The sequence below is a fragment of the Hydrogenophaga sp. RWCD_12 genome, from assembly GCF_046604225.1.
GTDB lineage: Bacteria > Pseudomonadota > Gammaproteobacteria > Burkholderiales > Burkholderiaceae_C > Hydrogenophaga.
On sequence record NZ_JBKIXC010000006.1, the window covers coordinates 322,637 to 346,004 of the forward strand.

General features: G+C 68.2%; 22 protein-coding genes. 18 read left to right on the top strand and 4 right to left on the bottom strand.

Annotated elements, in window-relative coordinates; genetic code table 11:
- The 11 genes from ACLIJ1_RS22640 to ACLIJ1_RS22690 all read left to right on the top strand — a co-directional run bounded on the left by ACLIJ1_RS22640 (position 1) and on the right by ACLIJ1_RS22690 (position 12,651).
- Positions 1-663, top strand: a complete 663-nt coding sequence (locus ACLIJ1_RS22640; RefSeq protein ID WP_411367831.1) for a MotA/TolQ/ExbB proton channel family protein — start codon at positions 1-3, stop codon at positions 661-663.
- Positions 660-1,112 carry an ExbD/TolR family protein gene (locus ACLIJ1_RS22645; RefSeq protein ID WP_411367832.1) on the top strand — a complete coding sequence of 151 codons (453 nt, stop codon included), beginning with the start codon at positions 660-662 and terminating at the stop codon, positions 1,110-1,112. The genes ACLIJ1_RS22640 and ACLIJ1_RS22645 overlap by 4 nt, the downstream gene beginning before the upstream one ends.
- A gap of 84 nt (positions 1,113-1,196) precedes the next feature.
- The gene (gene leuS, locus ACLIJ1_RS22650; RefSeq protein ID WP_411367833.1) at positions 1,197-3,872 is read left to right on the top strand and encodes a leucine--tRNA ligase; all 2,676 of its coding nucleotides are present in this window, start codon (positions 1,197-1,199) and stop codon (positions 3,870-3,872) included.
- A 50-nt stretch (positions 3,873-3,922) separates the two neighbouring features.
- On the top strand, positions 3,923-4,456 hold the full coding sequence (gene lptE / locus ACLIJ1_RS22655) for an LPS assembly lipoprotein LptE (RefSeq protein ID WP_411367834.1): 534 nt from the start codon (positions 3,923-3,925) through the stop codon (positions 4,454-4,456).
- Between the two features lie 4 nt (positions 4,457-4,460).
- The gene (holA, locus tag ACLIJ1_RS22660; RefSeq protein ID WP_411367835.1) at positions 4,461-5,513 is read left to right on the top strand and encodes a DNA polymerase III subunit delta; all 1,053 of its coding nucleotides are present in this window, start codon (positions 4,461-4,463) and stop codon (positions 5,511-5,513) included.
- 21 nt (positions 5,514-5,534) lie between these two features.
- The gene (locus tag ACLIJ1_RS22665; RefSeq protein WP_411367836.1) at positions 5,535-6,815 is read left to right on the top strand and encodes a glutamate-5-semialdehyde dehydrogenase; all 1,281 of its coding nucleotides are present in this window, start codon (positions 5,535-5,537) and stop codon (positions 6,813-6,815) included.
- Between the two features lie 103 nt (positions 6,816-6,918).
- Positions 6,919-8,202 carry a glutamate--cysteine ligase gene (gene gshA / locus ACLIJ1_RS22670; RefSeq protein WP_411367837.1) on the top strand — a complete coding sequence of 428 codons (1,284 nt, stop codon included), beginning with the start codon at positions 6,919-6,921 and terminating at the stop codon, positions 8,200-8,202.
- 157 nt (positions 8,203-8,359) lie between these two features.
- On the top strand, positions 8,360-10,228 hold the full coding sequence (locus ACLIJ1_RS22675; RefSeq protein ID WP_411367838.1) for a potassium transporter Kup: 1,869 nt from the start codon (positions 8,360-8,362) through the stop codon (positions 10,226-10,228).
- Positions 10,229-10,247: 19 nt separating this feature from the next.
- Positions 10,248-11,432, top strand: coding sequence for a benzoate/H(+) symporter BenE family transporter (locus ACLIJ1_RS22680; protein WP_411367839.1), 1,185 nt, complete (start codon positions 10,248-10,250; stop codon positions 11,430-11,432).
- Positions 11,429-12,382, top strand: coding sequence for a glutathione synthase (gene gshB / locus ACLIJ1_RS22685; RefSeq protein ID WP_411367840.1), 954 nt, complete (start codon positions 11,429-11,431; stop codon positions 12,380-12,382). The genes ACLIJ1_RS22680 and gshB overlap by 4 nt, the downstream gene beginning before the upstream one ends.
- A complete protein-coding gene (locus tag ACLIJ1_RS22690; RefSeq protein ID WP_411367841.1) occupies positions 12,379-12,651 on the top strand; it encodes a VF530 family DNA-binding protein in 273 nt (90 codons plus the stop codon). The genes gshB and ACLIJ1_RS22690 overlap by 4 nt, the downstream gene beginning before the upstream one ends.
- A gap of 22 nt (positions 12,652-12,673) precedes the next feature.
- Here the strand turns inward: ACLIJ1_RS22690 and ACLIJ1_RS22695 are convergent, their stop codons facing one another.
- Positions 12,674-13,438, bottom strand: coding sequence for a class II glutamine amidotransferase (locus tag ACLIJ1_RS22695; RefSeq protein WP_411367842.1), 765 nt, complete (start codon positions 13,436-13,438; stop codon positions 12,674-12,676).
- Between the two features lie 104 nt (positions 13,439-13,542).
- On the opposite strand from ACLIJ1_RS22695, the gene ACLIJ1_RS22700 reads away from it, so the two are divergent.
- A complete protein-coding gene (locus ACLIJ1_RS22700; RefSeq protein ID WP_411367843.1) occupies positions 13,543-14,694 on the top strand; it encodes a putative zinc-binding metallopeptidase in 1,152 nt (383 codons plus the stop codon).
- Positions 14,695-14,697: 3 nt separating this feature from the next.
- Here the strand turns inward: ACLIJ1_RS22700 and ACLIJ1_RS22705 are convergent, their stop codons facing one another.
- A complete protein-coding gene (locus ACLIJ1_RS22705; protein ID WP_411367844.1) occupies positions 14,698-16,188 on the bottom strand; it encodes an MFS transporter in 1,491 nt (496 codons plus the stop codon).
- A gap of 134 nt (positions 16,189-16,322) precedes the next feature.
- Here ACLIJ1_RS22705 and ACLIJ1_RS22710 point away from each other — a divergent pair, with 134 nt between their 5' ends.
- Together ACLIJ1_RS22710 and ACLIJ1_RS22715 are read left to right on the top strand one after the other, a co-directional pair.
- Entirely contained in the window at positions 16,323-16,982 is a 660-nt protein-coding gene (locus ACLIJ1_RS22710; protein WP_411367909.1) for a response regulator transcription factor, read from the top strand.
- Positions 16,979-18,301 (top strand): ATP-binding protein, encoded by a 1,323-nt coding sequence (locus ACLIJ1_RS22715; protein ID WP_411367845.1) that lies wholly within the window; start codon positions 16,979-16,981, stop codon positions 18,299-18,301. Before ACLIJ1_RS22710 ends, ACLIJ1_RS22715 begins: the two co-directional genes overlap by 4 nt.
- On the opposite strand, the gene ACLIJ1_RS22720 is transcribed toward ACLIJ1_RS22715, so the two are convergent.
- Complete coding sequence (locus ACLIJ1_RS22720) at positions 18,302-18,991, bottom strand: DUF1345 domain-containing protein (RefSeq protein ID WP_411367846.1); 690 nt, start codon at positions 18,989-18,991, stop codon at positions 18,302-18,304.
- 97 nt (positions 18,992-19,088) lie between these two features.
- Between ACLIJ1_RS22720 and ACLIJ1_RS22725 the strand changes: the two genes are divergently transcribed.
- Positions 19,089-20,582 (top strand): Do family serine endopeptidase, encoded by a 1,494-nt coding sequence (locus ACLIJ1_RS22725; protein ID WP_411367847.1) that lies wholly within the window; start codon positions 19,089-19,091, stop codon positions 20,580-20,582.
- A gap of 10 nt (positions 20,583-20,592) precedes the next feature.
- Complete coding sequence (locus tag ACLIJ1_RS22730; protein WP_411367848.1) at positions 20,593-20,931, top strand: hypothetical protein; 339 nt, start codon at positions 20,593-20,595, stop codon at positions 20,929-20,931.
- Positions 20,932-20,944: 13 nt separating this feature from the next.
- On the opposite strand, the gene ACLIJ1_RS22735 is transcribed toward ACLIJ1_RS22730, so the two are convergent.
- Positions 20,945-21,169: a hypothetical protein gene (locus tag ACLIJ1_RS22735; protein WP_411367849.1), complete on the bottom strand. Its 225-nt coding sequence runs from the start codon at positions 21,167-21,169 to the stop codon at positions 20,945-20,947.
- 171 nt (positions 21,170-21,340) lie between these two features.
- Here ACLIJ1_RS22735 and ACLIJ1_RS22740 point away from each other — a divergent pair, with 171 nt between their 5' ends.
- Complete coding sequence (locus ACLIJ1_RS22740; protein WP_411367850.1) at positions 21,341-22,078, top strand: c-type cytochrome; 738 nt, start codon at positions 21,341-21,343, stop codon at positions 22,076-22,078.
- Positions 22,075-23,337 carry a cytochrome c gene (locus tag ACLIJ1_RS22745; RefSeq protein WP_411367851.1) on the top strand — a complete coding sequence of 421 codons (1,263 nt, stop codon included), beginning with the start codon at positions 22,075-22,077 and terminating at the stop codon, positions 23,335-23,337. The genes ACLIJ1_RS22740 and ACLIJ1_RS22745 overlap by 4 nt, the downstream gene beginning before the upstream one ends.
- Positions 23,338-23,368: the final 31 nt, after the last annotated feature.

Sequence of the window (23,368 nt, forward strand, 5' to 3'; positions counted from 1 at the left end):
ATGGGCGGTGTCTGGCAAACCATCTGGCAGGGCGATGCGATCAGCCGCAGCGTGGCGGTGCTGTTGCTGGCGATGTCCGTCGCGAGCTGGGTCGTGATTCTGTGGAAGGGCTGGTTGCTGCGCCGGGCCGTGGCTGACGTGCACACCTCGACCGCGGCGTTCTGGCAGGCCGGCAACCTCGACGAGGCGCAGCAGCGCCTCAAGACCTTCGATGCGCGTGGGCTGGTGCTGCCGCTGCTGGACGCTGCGCGCACCATCGAGCAGGCCGCGCCGCAGACCCTGGCCGCCGCCGGGGACCGTTCGCAGCAGCTGACCCGTGTGCTGCGGGATGCCCTGCACGCGGTGCTGCACCGTCTGCAGTACGGCCAGGTGCTCCTGGCCACGGTCGGCTCGACGGCGCCCTTCGTGGGTCTGCTGGGCACGGTCTGGGGCATCTACCACGCGCTGACCGAAATCGGCATTGACGGCAAGTTCCGCATCGAGCAGGTGTCCGGCCCAGTCGGCGAGGCGCTGGTGATGACCGCGGCCGGCCTGGCCGTCGCGATCCCCGCCGTGCTGGCCTACAACGTGCTGGGTCGCCAGATTTCGCGCATCGAGGCCGACCTGGAAGGTTTTGCGCGCGATCTGCGCGAGCTGCTGCTGCACGCCGGGGGCTCCAAATGAGTTTCGGCCGGCTGGAGAAACCGGCCCGCCACGAGCCGATGAGCGACATCAACGTCACGCCGCTGGTCGACGTGATGCTGGTGCTGCTGGTCATCTTCATCATCACCGCGCCGCTAATGTCCAGCCGCCTGGAGCTGGAGCTGCCCAAGGCCGAAGAAGCGGTCACCAAGGCCGAGGAGCCTGCAGCCTTCGTCTCGATCAGTGTCGATGCCCAGGGGCAGGTGTTCTGGGACGAGCAGCCCATCGATGCCGCCACGCTCAAGCAGCGGCTGGAGCAGACCGCTCGCCGCGATCCGGAAACCGAGCTGCAGCTGCGCGCCGACACGGCCGTGCCCTATGGGCGCATGCTGCAACTGATCGGCCAGGCGCAGGCGGTCGGGCTTTCGCGCATTGGCTTCGTGGCCGATCCTGCGACCGGCGCGCCCAACGCACCTGCGCCCGGTCGCTGATCCATCGGGCGCAAGCCCTAAAATCTGGGGCGTTGCAGCCTGCTGCCCCCTCCCGAACGCCGGTCTTCTCCGGCCCCCAGTTCCATGCAAGACAAATACGCCCACCAGGACGTCGAGCGCGCCGCGCACGCCCACTGGACCGCCACCGACGCCTACCGCGTCACCGAAGACCAGAGCAAGAAGAAGTTCTACGCCTGCTCCATGCTGCCTTACCCCAGCGGCAAGCTGCACATGGGCCACGTGCGCAACTACACGATCAACGACATGCTCACGCGCTACCTGCGCATGAACGGTCACAACGTGCTGATGCCCATGGGCTGGGACGCCTTCGGCCTGCCGGCCGAGAACGCGGCGCTCAAGAACGGGGTGCCGCCTGCGAAGTGGACCTACGAAAACATCGCCTACATGAAGAAGCAGATGCAGGCGATGGGGCTGGCCATCGACTGGTCGCGCGAAGTCGCCACCTGCTCGCCCGAGTACTACCGGTGGAACCAGTGGCTGTTCCTGAAGATGCTGGACAAGGGCATCGCCTACCGCAAGACCCAGATTGTCAACTGGGACCCGGTGGACCAGACCGTGCTGGCCAACGAGCAGGTGATCGACGGCCGTGGCTGGCGTACCGGAGCCCTGGTCGAGAAGCGCGAGATCCCGGGCTACTACCTGAACATCACGTCGTATGCCGACGAACTGCTCACGCACGTACAGCTGGGCAATGAGAAGGCCACGCTCAACGGCTGGCCCGACAAGGTCCGCCTGATGCAGGAAAACTGGATCGGCAAGAGCGAAGGCGTGCGCTTCGCCTTCACGCACGACATCAAAGCGGCCGACGGGTCGCTGATCGGCGACGGCAAGATGTACGTGTTCACCACGCGCGCCGACACCATCATGGGCGTGACCTTCTGCGCCGTGGCGGCCGAGCACCCGCTGGCACAACACGCCGCCGCGTCCAACCCCGGGCTGGCCGCCTTCATCGAAGAGTGCAAGACCGGCGGCACCACCGAAGCCGAGCTGGCCACGCAGGAAAAGAAGGGCATGGCCACCGGCCTGTTCGTCACCCACCCGCTGACCGGCGCGCAGGTCGAGGTATGGGTCGGCAACTACGTGCTCATGAGTTACGGTGACGGCGCCGTGATGGGCGTGCCGGCGCACGACGAGCGCGACTTTGCGTTCGCGCTGAAGTACCAGCTGCCGATCAAACAGGTCGTGGCCGTCGAAGGCGAGACCTTCTCCACCGACGCCTGGGCCGAGTGGTACGGCGACAAGCTCAAGTGTGTGTGCGTGAACTCGGGTGTGCTGGACGGTCTGAACCAGAAGGCGGCGGTCGACAAGGTTGCCGCGTTGCTGGCCGACAAGGGCCTGGGCGAGAAGAAGACCACCTTCCGCCTGCGCGACTGGGGCATCAGCCGCCAGCGCTACTGGGGCACGCCGATCCCCATCATCCACTGCGAGTCCTGCGGCCCGGTGCCGGTGCCCGAGAAGGACCTGCCGGTGCGCCTGCCCGAGGACCTGGTGCCGGACGGCAGCGGCAACCCGCTCAACAAGTGCGAGGCCTTCCTGAAGGTCGACTGCCCCTGCTGCGGCAAGCCCGCGCGGCGCGAGACCGACACCATGGACACCTTCGTGGATTCGTCCTGGTACTTCATGCGCTACTGCGATCCGAAGAATCCGGACGCCATGGTGGCCGGCGGCGCGGACTACTGGATGCCGATGGACCAGTACATCGGCGGCATCGAGCACGCGATCCTGCACCTGCTGTATGCGCGCTTCTGGACCAAGGTCATGCGCGACCTCGGCCTGGTGAAAGTGGACGAGCCCTTCACCAAGCTGCTCACGCAGGGCATGGTGCTCAACCACATCTACTCGCGCCGCACCGACAAGGGTGGCAAGGAGTATTTCTGGCCGCAGGACGTGGAGCATGTGCTGGACGAGGGCGGCAAGGTCGTTGGCGCGAAGCTGATCAAGGCGGTCGGCGACCTGCCCGTGGGCACGGCCATCGACTACGAGGGCGTGGGCACCATGTCCAAGTCCAAGAACAACGGCGTCGACCCGCAGGACCTGATCGAGAAGTACGGCGCCGACACCGCGCGCCTGTACACCATGTTCACTGCGCCGCCAGAAGCCACGCTGGAGTGGAACGATGCGGCGGTCGAAGGCAGTTACCGCTTCCTGCGCCGTGTCTGGGGTTTTGGCCACAAGCTCAGCGCGGTCGGTGGCCTGGGCGCGCTGGCGGCCGGGGTGTCGAGTCAGAACCTGTCCAAGGCGGCCAAGGCGCTGCGGCTGGAAGTGCACACCGTGCTCAAGCAGGTGGACTACGACTACCAGCGCATGCAATACAACACCGTGGTCTCGGGCGCGATGAAGATGCTCAACGCCCTGGACGACTTCAAGGGCGACGGCAGCGACGGCGACAACGCAGCGTTGGCGGAAGGGTTCGGCATCCTGCTGCGCTGCCTGTACCCGGCCACGCCGCACATCGCCCACGCGCTGTGGACAGGTCTCGGCTATGCCGCAGCCGCGGGTGATCTGCTGGACGCGCCCTGGCCCCAGGCCGATGAGGCCGCGCTGCAACGCGACGAGATCGAGCTGGTGCTGCAGGTCAACGGCAAGCTGCGCGGCAGCGTGACCGTGCCGGCTGGCGCCGACAAGGCTGCCATCGAGGCTGCGGCCCTGGCCAGCGAGGCCTTCGCCAAGGCAGCCAACGGCGCCACCCCCAAGAAGGTCGTGGTGGTGCCGGGCCGTCTGGTGAACGTGGTGGTATAAAACTTCGATTCCGTCGCATGTTCCCTATCAACCGAGCGAGACCCCAAGCCATGGCTGCTGCTGTCCTGAAATCCCCGGCCCGTCGGGCTGCTCTGCGCGGTGCTGCGATGGCGGGCCTGACCCTGGGCCTGACCGGCTGCGGTTTTGCCCTGCGCCAGGCGCCAAAGTTCGCGTTCGAGTCGGTGCAGGTCACCGGGCAGGAGAACACGTCAATGTCTCGCGCGCTGCAGCAGGCGCTGGTGGCCTCGGGCATCCAGGTGGCCAACAGCTCGGCCGGTACGGCCGTGGCGCCGCAGGTCGTGCTCACCGTGCTGGTGGACCAGCACGAGCGCGTGGTCTCCGGCCAGAACGAGTCCGGTGAAGTGCGCGAACTGACGCTGCGGGCACGGTTCCGTTTCCGCCTGAGCACGCCGACGGGCAAGTACCTGCTGGAAGAAACCGAACTGCTCCTGGAGCGCGACATCAGCTTCAGCGAAACGGCCGCACTGGCCAAGGCGGCCGAAGAAACCATGATGTTCCGCGACATGGACGGCGACATCGTGCAGCAGGTGCTGCGCCGCTTGGCCGCCGTCAAGTCGCTCTGAGTCCATGCAGCTTGCCGCCCCGCAACTGGCCGGGCATCTGCAAAAGGGACTGCGTTCCCTCTACACCCTGCATGGCGACGAGCCCCTGCTGATCCAGGAGGCGGCCGACGCCATCCGCGCGACCGCGCGCGCGCAGGGTTACACCGAGCGCACGGTACACACCGTGGCCGGGGCGCACTATGACTGGAGCGAAGTGCTGGCCAGCGGCGGCTCGATGAGCCTGTTTGCGGACAAGCAGCTGATCGAGATCCAGATTCCTTCCGGCAAGCCGGGCAAGGACGGTTCGCAGGTGTTGCAGCAGATTGCCGAAGCGGCCAAAGACAACGACTCGACCCTCACGCTGGTGCTGCTGCCTCGGCTGGACATGGCGACGCAGAAGGGCGCCTGGTTCGGCGCACTGGAGGGTTTCGGCGTGACCCTGCGCGTCGATCCGGTCGAACGGCAAGCTTTGCCGGCCTGGATCGCACAGCGGCTGCAGGCGCAGGGACAGCGCGTGGCGGCGGGCGAGGAGGGCCAGCGCACGCTGCAGTTCTTCGCCGACCGCGTCGAAGGCAACCTGCTTGCGGCGCACCAGGAAATCCAGAAACTCGGCCTGTTGTACCCGGCCGGTGAGTTGAGCCTGGGGCAGGTCGAGAACGCGGTGCTCAACGTGGCGCGCTATACGCCTTTCAAGCTGGCCGAAGCCGTGCTGGGCGGGCAGGTGCTGCGCGTGCAGCGCATGCTCGACGGCCTGCAGGCCGAGGGCGAAGCCGCGGTGCTGGTGCACTTTGCGCTGGCCGAAGACATCCGGACACTGCACAGGGTGCGCGGTGCCATGGACGCCGGGCGGCCGCTGCCGATGGCGCTGCGCGAGAACCGCGTCTGGGGCTTGAAGGAAAAGCTGATGGAGCGTGCGCTGCCACTGATCCGCCCGGGCCAGCTGGCCCAGTGGCTGCAGGACGCGCACACGGTGGACGGCATCGTCAAGGGCCTCAAGCAGCCCGACTGGCCGGCCGATCCGTGGGATGCGCTGCACCGCATGGCCCTGCGGGTGGCGAATGCCTGTGCGCTGAAGTAAGCACTCTGCGAAAATCGCGGGATGAACGCGACCTCCACTTCCGAACTGATGAACACCCTGGGCAGCCAGGCCAAGGCCGCCTCGGCGCTGATGGCCAAGGCCGGCGCCGCGACCAAGGTCAAGGCCCTGAGCGAGCTGGCCCGCCTGCTGCGCGAGAACGTGGCGCCGCTGCAGGTGGAAAACGCCAAGGATCTGGAGCGCGCACGCGCCGCCGGCCTGGCCGAGCCGATGGTGGACCGGCTCAAGCTCACGCCCAAGGTGCTGGAGACCTGCGCCGAGGGCTGCGAGCAGCTGGCTGCGATGCCGGACATCATCGGCGAGATCTCGGGCATGAAGCAAATGCCCAGCGGCATCCGCGTGGGCCAGATGCGCGTGCCGATCGGCGTGTTCGGCATGATCTACGAGAGCCGCCCGAACGTGACCATCGAGGCCGCCAGCCTGTCGATCAAGAGCGGCAACGCCTGCATTCTGCGCGGCGGTTCCGAGGCCATCGACTCCAACCGCGCCCTGGCCGCGCTGGTGCAGCAGGCCCTGGTGGCTGCCGGCCTGCCTGCCGACGCGGTGCAGCTGGTGCCGACCACCGACCGCGCCGCCGTGGGCCAGCTCATCACCATGCCGCAGTATGTGGACGTCATCATCCCGCGCGGCGGCAAGGGCCTGATCGAGCGCATCAGCGCCGAGGCCAAGGTGCCCGTCATCAAGCACCTGGACGGCAACTGCCACACCTATGTGGACGATCCCTGCGACGTCGCCATGGCGGTGAAGGTGGCCGACAACGCCAAAACCCAGAAGTACAGCCCCTGCAACGCGACCGAAAGCCTGCTGGTGGCGCGTGGCGTGGCGGCCGAGTTCCTGCCGAAGATCGGCGCGGTCTACGCCGCCAAGGGCGTGGAAATGCGCGGCTGCCCAGAGGCCATGGCGATCCTGGCAGCGGTGCCGGGTGCGACCGTGGCCGCGGCCAGCGAGCAGGACTGGAGCGAGGAATACCTGGCGCCCATCGTGAGCGTCAAGCTGGTGGACGGGGTGGACGAAGCCATTGCCCACATCAACCGCTACAGCAGCCACCACACCGACGCCATCCTCACCACCGACCACGTGCACGCCCAGCGTTTCCTCCGCGAGGTCGATTCAGCCAGCGTCATGGTGAATGCGAGCACCCGCTTCGCAGACGGTTTCGAGTACGGTCTGGGCGCCGAAATCGGCATTTCCACCGACAAGTTCCACGCCCGCGGCCCGGTGGGCGTCGAGGGCCTGACCTCGCTGAAGTACGTGGTCCTGGGCGAGGGCGAAATCCGCACCTGAGCGGGCTTGCAAGCCAGGGCGACGCCCCCATCTCCCACCTTTGGCTGCTTCGGCCGGTCCCTACAATGGACTGGCCGTCCCCTTCCTCGCTAAAGGTCTTCCCATGGTTCCCCATCTCGTCACTGCCCTGACCGGGCCGATCAACGAACTGGAACAGCGGATTCTCGAATCCACGCCAGTGATCGAGCGCTGGTTCCGGCTGGAGTGGATGGAGCACACGCCGCCGTTCTACAGCTCGGTCGACGTGCGCAATGCCGGCTTCAAGCTGGCGCCGGTCGACACCAACCTGTTTCCCGGCGGCTGGAACCACCTGACGCCGGAGATGATGCCGCTGGCGGTGCAGGCGGCCATGGCGGCGATCGAGAAGATCTGCCCCGAAGCCAAGAACCTGCTGCTGGTGCCGGAGAACAGCACCGACTCCTTCTATCTGGCCAACCTCGCGCAATTGCAGCGCGTCTTCTATCAGGCCGGCCTGAATGTGCGCCTGGGCTCGCTGTCCAACGACATCAAGGCACCCACGACCTTCGACCTGCCCGACGGCAACACGGTCACGCTCGAACCCCTGATCCGCAGCAAGCGGCGCCTGGGACTCAAGCACTTCGATCCCTGCACCATCCTGCTCAACAACGACCTGAGCGCCGGGGCGCCGGGCATTCTCGAAGACCTGCACGAACAGTACCTGCTGCCGCCGCTGCACGCGGGCTGGGGCGTGCGCCGCAAGAGCAACCACTTCAAGGCCTACGAAGAGGTGGCCAAGCGCTTCGGCAAGCTGCTGGGCATGGACCCGTGGCTGATCACGCCGATGTTCAACCAGTGCGGCGAAGTGAACTTCGGCGAGAAGAGCGGCCTGGACTGCCTGGCCAGCAACACCGACGCGCTGCTGGCGCGCATCCGCCGCAAGTACAAGGAATACGGCATCAACGAGAAGCCGTTCGTTGTGATCAAGGCCGACAACAGCCATCCGGCGCTGGGCCAGCTGACCGTGCGCGACGCCAAGGAGCTGGACGCCGACTGGTTCCAGGCGCGCGCCAGGGCAGTCGCAGGGCAGGCGATTGGCGAGGTGATCATCCAGGAAGGTGTGCTCACCAACGAGCGGATCAACGCGGCGGTGGCCGAGCCGGTGGTCTACATGATGGACCGCTACGTGGTGGGCGGCTTCTACCGGGTGCACGCCGACCGCGGCACCGACGAAAGCCCGAGCGTGCCCGGATCGAGTTTCGTGCCGCTGGCCTTCGAGCAGAGTGCCCAGTTGCCCCAGCCCGGTGCCAAGCCGGGGGCGAGCGTGCCCAACCGGTTCTACATGTACGGCGTGATTGGCCGGCTGGCGATGTTGTCTGCCGCCTACGAACTCGAAGCCACCGATCCGGACGCCGAACAGTACGACTGAGCCCTCTGGCGCCGCCACGGCGGCAGTTGTTGCGCCGCAACATGGTGCGCCGGACTTCTCGTTTCGCGCCAAATCCCTACTGGCGCCATAGGGGGCGCGAGCGCAGAATCGTCAGCTTCCAGACAACGGGTCCGGTCCTGTCGGGTCGGACGGTTTTGTGTCATCGAACAAGTCGTCGCTTGCTGCGCTCACCCTGGGCGCCATTGGAGTGGTGTATGGCGATATCGGTACTTCGGTGCTGTATGCCATCAAGGAAATCTTCGGATCCGGCCACGTTCCCTTCACCCACGCCAACATCTACGGTGTCCTGTCCATCGTCTTCTGGACGCTGACGGTTATCGTCTCGATCAAGTACGTGACCCTGGTGCTGCGCGCCGACAACCACGGCGAGGGTGGCCTGATTGCCATGCTGGCGCTGGCTTCCCAGGCGGTGAAGGACCGTCCGGAACTGCGCAAGTGGCTGCTGGTGATCGGCATTTTCGGTACCTCGCTGTTCTACGGTGACGGCGTCATCACGCCGGCGATCTCGGTGCTGTCCGCGGTGGAAGGTCTGGAAGTGGTGTCGCCCCACTTCAAGCAGTACGTGGTGCCGCTGACCCTGGTCGTGCTGTTCGCGCTGTTTTTCGTGCAAAAGCGCGGCACCGGTGGCATCGGCAAATTCTTCGGCCCCATCACCCTGGTCTGGTTTGCCTCGATCGCCGCGCTGGGCGTCTATCACATCGTCGGGCACCCTGAAATTCTGTGGGCGCTCAGCCCGCACTATGCGTGGATGTTCACCTGGAACAACCCGGGCATCACCTTCATCATCCTGGGCGCGGTTGTGCTTTGCGTGACCGGCGGTGAGGCGCTGTACGCCGACATGGGCCACTTCGGCAAGAAACCGATCCGCGTGGCCTGGTTCTCCATCGTCATGCCCTGCCTGACACTCAACTACTTCGGCCAGGGCGCGCTGCTGCTGGCCGACCCCGAGGCGGTCAAGAACCCCTTCTTCAACATGGCGCCCGACTGGGCCCTGCTGCCACTGGTGGGCCTGGCCACCATGGCCACCGTGATCGCGTCGCAGGCGCTGATCTCCGGTGCCTTCAGTGTGACCAAGCAGGCGATCCAGCTGGGGTACCTGCCGCGTCTGAACATCCGCCACACCAGCGTGCACGACACCGGTCAGATCTACATCCCGTTCGTGAACTGGGGACTGTTCACCGCCATCGTGCTGGCGGTGGTGATGTTCAAGTCTTCGTCGAACCTGGCCGCCGCCTATGGCATTGCCGTGACGCTCGACATGTTGATCACCACGGTGCTGACCTTCTATGTGATCCGCTATGGCTGGAAGTACCCGCTGGCGCTGTGCCTGGCCGCGACCAGCTGGTTCTTCGTGGTGGACCTGGCTTTCTTTGCCTCTAACCTTCTGAAGCTGTTCGCCGGCGGCTGGTTCCCGCTGGTGATCGGCGGTGCCGTGTTCACGCTGATGATGACCTGGAAGCAGGGGCGCACGCTGATGGCCAAGGCGCAACACGCCGAGGCGATCGAGCTCGACAGCTTCCTCGAAGCGGTGTTCATGGCGCCGCCTGCGCGCGTGGACGGCACGGCCGTCTTCCTCACCGCCGAGACCGGTACCGTGCCCAACGCGCTGCTGCACAACCTCAAGCACAACAAGGTGCTGCACGCGCAGAACCTGTTCGTCACCGTGCGCAGCCACGAAGTGCCCTGGATCGGTCTGGACAAGCGGCTGGAGATCGAGCCGCTGGGCCACGACTGCTGGGAGGTGGTGATCCACTACGGTTTCAAGAACGACCCCGATGTGCCCAAGGCGCTGGAGTCGATGCGTGGCCGTGGCTGCGACCTCGAGCCGATGACCACGAGCTACTTCCTCTCGCGCGACCTCGTGGTGCCGACGCTGGGCGATGGCATGGCGCTGTGGCGCGAAAAGCTGTTCGCGCAGATGCACCACAACGCCGGTGCCGCGGCCGAGTTCCTGAACCTGCCGAACAACGCAGTCATTGAACTGGGGTCGAAACTGGAAATCTGACGCCCGGCACAATCGCCGGATGTCTTTTTTTCGTGACCTGAACCTCTCGGCCGCCACGGCCGGTTTCGTGGCGGTGCTGGTGGGCTTCACCAGCTCGGTCGCCATCGTCTTCCAGGCCGCACAGGCCTTCGGCGCCACGCCCGAGCTCATCACCTCCTGGATGTGGGCGCTCGGACTGGGCATGGGCCTGTGTTCGGCCATTCCCTCGCTGATCCTGAAGAAACCGGTGATGGTGGCCTGGAGCACGCCGGGCGCCGCGGTGCTGGCCACCGCCGGGGTGGCGGGCGGCTTCTCCATGGCGCAGGCCGTGGGTGCCTTCATTGCCTGCGCAGTGCTCATCATCCTGTCCGGTGCGACCGGTCTGTTCGAGCGGCTGATGAACCGCATCCCGATGGCGATCGCATCGGCGCTGCTGGCTGGCGTGCTGGCGCGCTTCGGGCTGCAGGCCTTTGCTGCCGCGCAGACCGCGCTGCCTATGGTGGCGCTGATGCTGCTGGTCTACCTGCTCGGCCGGCGCCTGCTGCCGCGTTACGCGGTGCCGCTGACCTTGCTGGCGTCGGTGGCCTATGTGTTGGCGCGGGGCCAGTTCAACGCCGGGGCGCTGGTGTTGCAATGGGCGGTGCCGGTGTTCACCGTGCCCGAGTTCAGCTTCAGCGCATTCGTCAGTCTGGCGCTGCCGCTGTTCATCGTGACCATGGCCTCGCAGAATCTGCCGGGCGTGGCGGCGATCCGTGCGGCGGGTTACGACATGCCGATCTCGAAGATCATCACCATGACCGGCGTCGCCACCCTGGTGCTGGCGCCCTTCGGCGGCTACGCGCTCAACCTCAGCGCCATCACCGCCGCCATCTGCATGGGCGAGGAAGCCCACGCCGACAAGAACAAGCGCTACACAGCGGCCGTGGCCTGCGGCCTGATCTACATCGCCATCGGCCTGGTCGGCGCCGCGGTCACCGGGCTGCTGCTGGCGTTCCCGAAAGAGCTGGTGCTGGCCATCGCTGGCCTGGCTTTGCTGGGCACCATCGGTGGCGGGCTGCACATGGCCCTGCGCGACGACCAGCACCGCGAGGCCGCGCTCATCACCTTCCTGGTCACGCTCAGCGGTGTGGTGATCGCCGGCATCGGCTCGGCCTTCTGGGGCGTGGTCGCCGGCGCGATCGCGCTGTTTGTGCAACAGTACGGGTCCCGAAAGAACGCCCCATGAACATCCTCTTCGTCGCCGACCCTCTGGCGTCCTTCAAGACCTACAAGGACACCACTTTCGCCATGATGCGCGAGCTGCAGAAACGCGGCCACGCCATCGCCGCCACCGAGCCCCAGCACATGGTCTGGCGCAGCGGCGGTCTGGTCAGTGCCACGGTGCGCCGCATCCACCTGACCGGCGATGCGCACGACTGGTTCAGCGTCACCGGCGAGACGGTCGAGGCGCTCAGGGATTTCGACGCCGTGGTCATGCGCAAGGACCCGCCGTTCGACAGCGAGTTTTTCTACTGCACCCACCTGCTGGAGCAGGCGCAGCGTGAAGGTGCGCGCGTGTTCAACCGGCCGTCCGCCCTGCGCGAGCATCCGGAAAAACTGGCACTCATGGAGTTCGCGCAGTTCGCGCCGCCCACACTGGTGACGCGCTCGCCCGAACACATTCGCGCCTTCCACGCCGAACACAAGGACATCATCCTCAAGCCGCTGGACGGCATGGGCGGCATGGGCATCTTCCGTGTCGGCGCCGACGGCATGAACCTGGGCTCCATCATCGAGACCCTGAACCAGGGCGGCGCCACCAGCGTGATGGTGCAGCGCTACCTGCCCGAGATCGCGCTGGGCGACAAGCGCCTGCTGCTGATCGGGGGCAAGGTCGCACCCTTCGTGCTGGCACGCATTCCGCAGGGCGGCGAGGTGCGCGGCAACCTGGCGGCCGGTGGCAAGGGCGTTGCGCAGCCGCTGTCCGACGAGAACCGCGCAGTGGCCGAAGCCATCGCTCCGGTGCTGGCCGCGCGCGGACTGCTGCTGGTGGGGCTGGACATGATCGGCAACAAGGTCACCGAGATCAACGTCACCAGCCCGACCTGTTTCCAGGAGATCCATGACCAGACCGGCTTCGACGTGCCGGCAATGTTTGTGGATGCACTCGAAGCCGCATTGAAAGTGCCGTCTTGAGCGACGACCAGACACCGGCGGCACCACCGCCTGCCCAGCCGCGCAATCCGCTGCACGGCTTGACGCTGGAGGCGATCCTGACCGCGCTGGTGGACTACTACGGCTGGGACGGCCTGGGTGAGCGCATTCCGGTGCGCAGCTTCAACATCGACCCCAGCATCACCTCCAGCCTTCGCTTCCTGCGAAAGACGCCATGGGCGCGCGAGAAGGTGGAAGGTCTGTACCTCTACATGCTGCGCGACCAGCAGCGGCGCGGCGGGCGGCGCTGACACCGCACCCGCCGCCGGTGGCTCAGACCACGTTCAATCCGTCCACGAACACCTTCAGATCCCCCGGAGCGAACGCCGTCCATTGCTCGTCGCTGGTCAGCGGTGTGGTCACGATCACCGCGGCGCGGTCGCCCGGCTGGTTCACTTCGGCGAAGTTGACGGTCCAGTCCTGGTCCATCAGCGTGGCCTTGGAGAACGGGTACTGGCGCACAACGTAGTGCAGCTTGGTGCTGCAGTGCGCCCAGAGCGCGTCGCCGTTGGACAGCAGGAAGTTGAAGGTGCCGTAGGGCGTGACCTGCGGGATCAGCTCGCGCAGCGTGTGCGTGAGTTCGTCGACGCTGGGCAGGCTGGCATGCGACTTGGACAGTTCCTGCATCAGCCAGCAGAACGAGCGCTCGCTGTCGGTCGTGCCCACCGGGCGGAACTGCGCATGCAGTTTGGGGAAGTAGTCCTTGAGGTCGCCGTTGTGGGCGAACACCCAGTGCCGGCCCCAGAGCTCGCGCGTGAACGGGTGGGCGTTTTCCAGCGATACCTCGCCGATCGTGGCCTTGCGCACGTGGGCGATGATGTTCTTGCTCTTGAGCGGGTAACTCTTGAGAAACTCCGCCATGCGGGAATTGGCCGCGCTTTCCTGGTCGATGAACAGGCGCAGGCCCCGGCCTTCGAAGAAGGCGATGCCCCAGCCGTCGGCGTGGTGGTCGGTGGCCCCGCCGCGCTGGCAGAAACCGGTGAAACTGAAGGACGCGTCGGTCGGGGTGGCGCAGTTGAGGGCGAGCAGCTGACACATGGGTGTCATCTTGTCACAACCTCGCCAAAGTTTTCGCGGTCCGGTTGGTGGTTGGGGGCGTTTTGGGCCCAACATCCGTGCGATTGTTGTCACGCGTTTTCCCGATGCCCGTTTCCCGTTCCCCGGCCTTCCTGCACCACCCCAGCACCGCCCGTGCCTACCGCTGCGTCTGCGGCGCCCAGGTGTTCTTCCGCAACAGCGCCTGCCTGCAGTGTGGCCGTGCACTGGGCTTTGACCCCTGGCTGGGGCAGGTGCTGGCGATCGAGCCCGAGGCGGAGACCGGCCTGTGGCACGCCGCCGACCCCGGCGCTACCGGTGAGGCACGGCGCTACCGCCGCTGCGCGCAGAGCGATTCGCCCTCGCTGTGCAACTGGCTGGTGGTCGACCTCCCCGAGCTGGGCCCGGCGCAGGCACCCTGTTCCTGCGCCGCCTGCCGCCTGAACCGGACCATTCCCGACCTGCGGCTGAGCCAGAACCACGAACCCTGGCGCAAGGTGGAGCTGGCACGGCGCCGCCTGGTGTCGCAGCTGATCGGGCTGGGCCTGCCGGTCGAGCCGCGCTCCCCCGACGGCAGCAACGGCGGCCTGACCTTCGACACCCTGGCCTCGATGCAGGGGCAGCCGCTGGTCATGACCGGCCACTTGATGGGCGTGGTCACGCTCAACCTGGTCGAGGCCGATGATGCCTACCGCGAGCGCATCCGGACCTCGATGAACGAGCCGTACCGGACCCTGCTGGGGCACTACCGCCACGAGGTCGGCCATTACTACTGGGACCGGCTGGTGCGCTTCGACCGGAGCCTGTGGGACTTCCGGGCGCTGTTCGGCGACGAGCGCCAGGACTACGGCGCCGCGCTGCAGCGCCACTACCAGGGCGTGCAGTTCGACTGGCGACAGAGCCACATCACCAGCTACGCCTGTTCGCACCCCTGGGAAGACTGGGCCGAGACCTGGGCCCACTACCTGCACATGCGCGACACGCTGGACACCGCAGTGAGTTTCGGCCTGTCACCCGACCGCTTCGATGTCGACGCGGCCCAGTACGACACGGCGGTGCTGCAGGGCGCCGCCGCTGCGGTCGACCCCGAGGGCTTTCTCACCATGCTCAACGCCTGGACCCGCCTGACCGGCGTGCTCAACGAGCTCTCGCGCAGCATGGGCCTGCAGGATTTCTATCCCTTCGAACTGTCGCAGACGGTGGTGCGCAAGCTGCACTTTGTGCACGCCCGGGTCGCGCCGTTCGAGCGGGTGGGCTGAACCTCAGTGCGTGTGCTCGTCGCGCACCCGCCAGGCCGCGAGCACCGCCAGCGCGCAGATCGCGGCCAGCAGGAAGAAGGTCTCGTTGAACGGCGCGAGGTGTCCTGGCGCGGTGTTGCCCGGCACCAGCTGCAGGCCGTGCGCCGTCAGCCGCCACTCCAGCACGATGCCGCACAGGCTCACCCCCGCCGCGCCACCCAGCATGCGCAGGAAGTTGATGACGCTGGCGCCCTGCGGTATGTGGGCCCGGTCCAGCCCGCGCATGGCGCCGGTGTTGAGCGAGGGCAGGATGAAGCCCAGCCCGATGCGGCCCAGGATCGCCCATGCGACCAGCATGGTCACGGTGACGGTGCGGTCGGTGAGGGAGATGGTCGGCATCAGTGCGAACGAGGTCGCCAGCAGCAGCAGGCCCAGGCTGACCAGCCGGTGCGTCGGCTGCCGGTCGGACAGGCGCCCGACCCAGGCGATGGTCACGGCCAGCACCAGCCCCGCCGGCAGCAGGATGGTGCCGACGAAGGACGGCGAGAGGCCCAGGCCCAGCTGCATGTAGACCGGCAGCAGGTAGGTCGAGCCGAACAGCGCGATGCCGTAGATGAAGGCGACGACGCTGCCCATGGCGAAGCGCCGGTCGCGGAACAGCGACAGGTTCATCAGCGGGTCCACGCCCTGGTGGGGGTGGTGCCGCCGCGCCAGCAGCATGCGCCGCTGCAGTGCCACGAAGCCGACCAGCGCCAGCGCGGCCGCCAGCAGCAGCCCACCGGCCGTCAGCGGCGTGCCGCCCTTGAGTTCGACCAGGCCATTGAGCAGGCACAGCGAGCCGCCGCTGGCCAGCAGCAGGCCGCGCCAGTCCAGCGCCGCGCCCTGCGGGTTGGCCGCAGCGCCGCCGGGCGCCGAGGTCGGCACGAAGCGCCGCGCCATCCACAGCGAGGCCAGGCAGAACGGCACCACCATGAAGAAGATCGAGCGCCAGCCGAAAGCGTCGACCAGCAGGCCGCCGATACTGGGCCCCAGCGCCGGCGCCAGCACCACGCCCATGCCGAAAATGCCGCTGGCACGCCCCTGTTCGTTGGACTCGAAGGCGCGCAGGATGATGATGGCCGGGATCGGCTGCACCACGCCGGCCGCCAGTCCCTCGGCCACGCGCGCGGCCAGCACCAGCGGGAAATGCTGCGCAAAGCCGCCCGCGATGCCGCCGGCCATCAGCAGCCACATGCAGGCGGTGTAGGTGTGGCGGTAGCCGTAGCGCGCCAGCAGCCAGGGCGTGGTCAGCATGGACACCGTCATGGCCGCCATGAAACCCGAGGTCGCCCATTGCGCGCGCTCCTGACCGAGCGCGAAGTGGTGGCTCATGTCCGGGATCGCCACATTGACGATCGTCGAGGACATGACCGACGCCATCGTGCCCACCATCACCGACAGCAGGAGCAGCCATCGGTAGCGCGGCCCGTGGCGCTCGCGCAGGGCGGTGATGGAGTGGTCGGTCGGCTTGTTCATGGGTGCTGCGGCAGGGTGCAACGATAACCGCCACCGACCAACCCGGCGTTCAGCGGGGCCTAAGTCTGGCGCTCCTCTGCACTGGCAGAATGGGCCGGCGGGTGTCCGGCACCCGCGCTGACGGGGACCTGGACGTGCGATTGCTGCTGGTGGAAGACGACACGATGATCGGCGAGTCCGTGCTGGACCTGCTGCGTGCGGAGTCGTACGCGGTCGACTGGGTGCGCGACGGCGAGGCCGCCGACACCGCATTGCGCACGCAGGACTATGACCTGGTGCTGCTCGACCTCGGCCTGCCGAAGATGGACGGGCTGACGGTGCTGCGCCAGCTGCGCGCGCACCGCAACCGCGTGCCGGTGCTGATCGCCACCGCGCGCGATGCGCTGAAGCAGCGGGTCGAAGGGCTGGACGCCGGCGCCGACGACTACGTGCTCAAGCCCTACGAGATGGACGAGCTGCTGGCGCGCATCCGCGCCCTGCTGCGCCGCGCCGCCGGCCGCGCCGAACCGGTCTACGAACACCAGGGCGTGTGCATCAACCCGGTCACGCGCGAGGCTTCGGTGAACGGTGAGACGGTGGTGCTTTCGGGCCGCGAGTGGGCGGTGCTGGAGCCGCTGCTGGCGCGGCCGGGCCTGGTGCTCTCTCGTGCCCAGCTGGAAGAAAAACTCTACGACTGGAAGCACGAGATCACGTCCAACGCGGTCGAGGTCTACATCCACGGCCTGCGCAAGAAGCTCGGCGCGGACATCATCCGCAACGTGCGCGGTGTCGGCTACATGGTGCCGAAGGAATGAAGTCGCTGCGCGCCCGGTTGCTGGTCTTCGTGCTGCTGGCGATCCTGGCGACGGCCTTGCTGCAGGCGGGGCTGGCATGGCGGGCGGCGCGGGCGGAGGCGGACGCGCTGTTCGATTACCAGATGCGCCAGACCGCGCAGTCACTGCGCGCGGGCCTGCCCGAGGGGCTGGCCACCGGGGTGTTGCCGGTGCCACCGCCACAGCAGGATTTCGATTTCGTGCTGCAGATCTGGTCGGTCGACGGCTCGCTGGTGCTGCGCTCGGCCGACCGGCCCGAGCTGCCGCCGCGCGCCGTGCTGGGCTTTGCCGATGTCGCGGCGCATGGCACGACCTACCGCGTCTATTCGGTCATGACCGGCGGTCTGGTGATCCAGGTGGCGCAGGACATGGCGGTGCGCCGCCGCATGGCGGGTGAGCTGGCGCTGCGCACGGCCGCGCCGGTGCTCTGGCTGGCCCCGCTGCTGATGCTGGCCGTGGGCTGGCTGGTGCGGTCCTCTCTGGCACCGGTGGCGCGGGTGCGCCAGCAGCTGGCCGCGCGCAGCGCCGACGATCTCGCGCCGGTGGCCGAGCAGGACCTGCCCGACGAGCTGCAACCGCTGGTGCACGAGTTCAACGCCCTGCTCAAGCGGCTGGGCCTGGCCTTCGAGGCACAGCAACGCTTCGTGGCCGATGCGGCGCACGAGCTGCGCTCGCCGCTGGCGGCGCTCAAGCTGCAGGTGCAGGGCCTGCGGCGGGCGCCCGATGGCGAGACACGCGACCGCGCGCTGCAGCGGCTGGACGGTGGCATCGACCGCGCGACGCGCCTGATCGAGCAGCTGCTGGTGCTGGCGCGCCAGCAGGCGCGGCAGGCCGAAGGTGCACCGCCGGTGGCGCTCGATCTGGTGGCGCTGGCGCGGCAGGGCGTGTCGGAGGCGGTGGCCGACGCGCAGATGCGATCGCAGGATCTTGGCTTGTCGGGGCTGGACGCGGCGCAGGTTCGCGGCCATGCGGATGCCCTGCGCCTGCTGCTGCGCAACCTGGTCGAGAACGCGATCAAGTACACGCCGGACGGTGGCCGCATCGACGTCAGCGTGTCGGCCGATGCGGCCACGGGCGGCGCGATCCTGGCGGTGGAAGACAGTGGACCGGGCATTCCCGAGGCCGAGCGCGGCCATGTGCTGGACCGCTTCGTGCGCCTGCCCGATGCACCGTCGACCGGCAGCGGCCTGGGGCTGGCGATCGCGCAGGCGGTGGCTCAGCTGCATGGCACCGCGCTGCGGCTCGATGCCTCGCCCACGCTGGGCGGCCTGCGTGTGCGCCTGTCGCTGCCGGCGGCCTGATCAGCCCAGCGTGCTGGCCAGCACGTTGACCGCCAGCGCGAGCACCGTGAGATTGAAGAAGAACGACAGCAGGCCGTGCCACAGCGCGAGCCGGCGCATCGCACGGTCGTGGATCGCGACATCGGAGACCTGCGAGGTCATGCCGATCACGGCGCTGAAATAGAAGAAGTCCAGGTAGTCGGGCGCTTCGTCGCCGGGGAACGACAGGCCGCCGGCCGCGCCGCCGTGGTGGTCCAGCGGGCGGTAGTAGCGGCGCGCATAGTGCAGCCCAAACACGCTCTGGATCAACAGCCAGGCACCCATCAACGAGGCCACCACAAGCGCCAGGTGGGCCAAGCGCGAGAGCCCCTGCAGATGGCGGCCGGCGTCCACCGCCATCGTCACCGCGCCAAGGCTGGCGACCGCCGCCAGCGTGACCAGCACGAACAGCATGGCCGCACCCGGGTCTTCCCAGCGCGCGCGGCGTTGCGTGTCGGTGGCATTGAGGCGGTGCACCAGATGCCCGATCAGCGCCAGGTAGACCACGCAGTACGTGACCCAGCCGCAGAGCAGGGCGGTGCTGGCTGGCGCGCCCGCCAGACCCGATGTGCCCAGGCCGACCATCAGCCCTGGCACCAGCGCGACCAGCTGGCGCTGCAGCGCGCTGAAACGGGCCGACCAGTGGAGACCGTGCAGGGGATGCGTGCTCATGCGGGCAGTGTGCCATGGGGTGGACGGCGGGATTAAGCCCGGTCTAAGTGAGCGCGCCCACATTCGCATCCAGTCCAACTTCCTTTCAGGAGCGCACATGAACATCCAACAGCTCACCCCCACCCGCATGGTGCTGGCCCTGGCCGCCGCTGGCGTGATCGGCGGCGCCGGGGCCACCTGGTTGCACGGCGCCCACGCCAACGCCGCCGTGTCGCCGACGCCGGTGACACAGACAGCACAGTCGGCACCCGCCAGCACCGCACCGGCCGGCCTGCCCGACTTCGCACAGATCGCCGAGCGCCACGGCGCGGCCGTGGTCAACATCAGCGTCAGCGGCACCCGCAAGGTCTCCGACAACGGGGCCGGCGGCATGCCGGGCATCGACCCGCGCGACCCGTTCTACGAGTTCTTCCGCCGCTTCCAGGGCGGAGGTGGCCAGGGCGGCGGCGCGGTCGAGCAGCCGGTGCGCGGCCAGGGCTCGGGCTTCATCGTCAGCAGCGACGGCATCATCCTGACCAACGCCCACGTGGTGCGCGACGCCAGCGAGGTGACGGTGAAGCTGACCGACCGCCGCGAGTTCCAGGCCAAGGTGCTGGGCGCCGATCCCAGGACCGACGTGGCGGTGTTGCGCATCGAGGCCAAGGGCCTGCCGACGCTGCCGATGGGCAGCGCCAAGGCGCTGCGCGCGGGCGAGTGGGTGCTGGCGATCGGCTCGCCCTATGGCTTCGAGAACAGCGTGACGGCCGGGGTGGTCAGCGCCAAGGGCAGGGCCCTGCCCGACGACAGCATGGTGCCCTTCATCCAGACCGACGTGGCGGTCAACCCGGGCAACTCGGGCGGCCCGCTGTTCAATGCACGCGGCGAGGTCGTGGGCATCAACTCGCAGATCTACAGCCAGTCTGGTGGGTATCAGGGACTGTCGTTCGCGATTCCGATCGAGATCGCGACCCAGGTCAAGGACCAGATCGTGGCGACCGGCAAGGCGCGCCACGCGCGGCTGGGCGTGACGGTGCAGGAAGTGAACCAGGCGCTGGCCGATTCGTTCAAACTTGAACGCCCCGAAGGCGCCCTGGTCTCCGGCATCGAGCCCGACGGCCCGGCGGCGAAGGCAGGGCTGAAGTCGGGCGACGTGATCCTGTCGTTCAACGGACAGCCCATCGTCGGCTCGGCCGACCTGCCGGCCTTGATCGGCCAATCGGCCCCGGGCGAGAAGGTGTCACTGGAGGTGGTGCGCCAGGGCCAGCGCGAGACCGTCAGCGCCCAACTCGGCGATGCGGGCGCGAAGAAGGGTGAACCGGTGCAGGCCGAGGCGGGTGCTGCTACTCAGGGCAAGCTCGGCCTGGCGCTGCGACCCTTGCAGCCGCAGGAAAAGCGCGAGGCGGGCGTGGACGGGGGCCTGGTGGTCGAGGACGTGGCCGGTGCGGCCGCCCGCGCGGGCGTGCAGCCGGGCGACGTGCTGATGGCGGTCAACGGCACGCCGGTGTCCAACGTGGCACAGGTGCGCGCGGTGGTCGCCAAGTCCGACAAGTCGGTGGCCCTGCTGATCCAGCGCAACGGCGACCGCATCTTTGTGCCGGTCAAGCTGGGCTGAAGGAGTGCCGATGGAGCGCGAGAACGATGACCCGGCGCGGCGGGAGACGGTGAGCCGGATGCCCGGCCTGTCGGCCCACATCCTGCCGACCTCGGCCACCATGATCGGGGTCTGCCTGACGGCGCTTTACATCAGCCTGCTCGGGCCGCCCAGCGAGCACCGCCTGCTGGTCGACAAGCTGCTGGCGCTGGACGGACTGGTGTTCCTGGCCAGCGCCCTGCTGTCGTTCGTCTCGATGCGCGTGCAACGGGGCGCCGGCCGGAACGAACGCATGGCCGAGAGCGTGTTCGTCGGCGGGCTGGGCCTGCTGGCGCTGGGCGGGGTGGCGCTGGCCTTTGTGGTGAGCTGATGGCGTTTCGCCGTCAGCGGCGGCGTCGCTGCACCTCGCGCCAGAGCCGGATGGCCAGGAGCACCAGCGGCACGGTGTGCAGCAGCAGGTCGAAGATGTCGATCGGTTTTGACAGCGTGCCTTGCATCAGCATCCGCCACTTTTCGATCAGGTGAGGTTCGGGCACCACCGGGGCGATCGCCAGCCAGGCGGCCACCACGACCAGCAGACCGAGTGGAAAACGGTCGAGCCACCGCATCAGGCCGTTCCTCCTGAGGCCAGTCGGGCCGCGCCGGTCTGGCGTTCGATTTCCATGGCACAACGGTTGTCGCGGCCGCACAGCGGGCAACGGCCCGGATCGAGGGAGGTGCTGCTCATGCCCCACATGGTATGTTCAATCACTGTCCGTGCCACGCACGGACGTCTCGCGATGCCCACCATGTCCCACCTCTGTCTTCGGCGCCTGCTGTCAGTCGTTGCTTCTGCCATGGTGCTGTCCGCCCACGCCCTCCCGCCACCGGCGAACACGCCGCCCGACATGGCGCAGCGGCTGCAGGCCTGCACCCTTTGTCATGGCAAGGAAGGGCGCGCGACACCCGGCGGCTTCTTCCCGCGCATCGCGGGCAAGCCGGCCGACTACCTCTATCACCAGCTGCTGAACTTCCGCGACGGTCGCCGCAACAACGACGGCATGCGCTACCTGCTGGACCATCTGAGCGACGACTACCTGCGCGCGGCGGCGCTGTACTTCTCCGGGCTGGACCTGCCCTACCCACCGCCGCTGCCGCCGCAGGCCGACGCGGCCACGCTGGCGCGCGGCGAGGCGCTGGTGCGCCAGGGCGATGCGGCGCGCGAGCTGCCGGCCTGCATGGCCTGCCATGGCGCCGCGATGACTGGCACCTTGCCGGCGGTGCCGGGTCTGCTGGGCCTGCCGCGCGACTACCTGATCGGCCAGCTTGGCGCCTGGCAGACCGGCCTGCGCAAGGCATTCGCACCCGACTGCATGGCGCACGTGGCGAACAAGCTTTCGCCGACCGACATCGGGGCCGTGGCCGGCTGGCTGGCCGCGCAGCCGCTGCCGGCCGACACGCACCCGGCTCCGGTGCCGGTCAAACCCTTGCCGTTGCGGTGCGGTGCGGCGCCTTCTCCACTGGAGAGCAAGCGATGAACGCCCGCCGCTGGGGCCTGGTGCTGGCGGTGTTCGTGGCTGGTGTGGCCCTGCTCGCCGCACTGATCGGCTGGGAACTGCGCGCGGGCGCGCTGCCGGTGGCAACGGTCGAGCCCATGCCGTCCGACGGGTCGGTGACCGCGCGCGGGGCAAGGCTGGCGAACGCCGGCAACTGCATGGCCTGCCACACGGCGCGCGGAGGCGCGCCTTTTGCCGGCGGTCGCCGCATCGAGACGCCGTTTGGCGATCTCTACGCCAGCAACCTCACGCCCGACGACGAGACAGGTCTGGGCCTTTGGTCGCGCGAAGCTTTCCGGCGCGCGATGCAACAAGGCATTTCGCGCGACGGCCGGCTGCTGTACCCCGCGTTTCCGTACGCGCACTTCACGCGCATGAGCGACGACGACGTCGAGGCCCTGCGCACCTATCTTCGCTTCGCGCCGGCCGTGCGCCAGCCGAACACGCCGCACGCGCTGCGCTTTCCGTTCAATACGCAGGCCGCGCTGGCGCTCTGGCGCCTGATGCACTTCGAGCCGCAGCGCTTCCAGCCCGACACCACGCAGAGCGCCGAATGGAACCGCGGCGCCTACCTGGTGCAGGGCGTGGCCCACTGCGCCGCCTGCCACGGCACGCGCAACGCCTGGGGCGCGACCACCGATCCGTTTGGCGGTGAGGCGCTGCCCGACGGCCGCTGGCGCGCGCCCTCGCTGCACGATCCGCGGCAGGCGGGCGTGCAGGCCTGGCCGCTCGAGCGTGTGGTGGCGCTGCTGCGCGACGGCAGTGTGGACGGCGCCAGCGTCGCCGGGCCGATGGCCGAGGTGGTGTTCCATGGCACGCAATACCTGCCCGAGGCCGAACTGCGCGCCATGGCGACCTACCTGCGGGCGCTGCCGGTGCGCACCTCGGCGCCGCCGGAGTTCGCGGCGGCCGACAGCAGCGTGCTTGCGGCCGGCGAGCAGCTGTACGGCCAGCATTGCGCCGACTGCCACGGCAAGGCCGGCGAAGGAAAGCCGGGGCAATACCCGCCGCTGGCCGGCAACCGCGTCGTGACCATGGACGACCCGACCAACGCGCTGCAGGCCATCGTCGGGGGCGGCTTCCCGCCCGCCACGCCCGGCCACCCGTATCCGTACGGCATGCCGCCGTTTCGCACGCTGCTGACCGACACCGAGATCGCGGCGGTCGCGAGCTACCTGCGCCAGAGCTGGGGCCACCGCGCCAGCGCCGTGCGTTCGCTGGAGGTGCAGCGCGTACGCTGACGCGTGGGTGACGGACGGCGCCCGGGCGCGC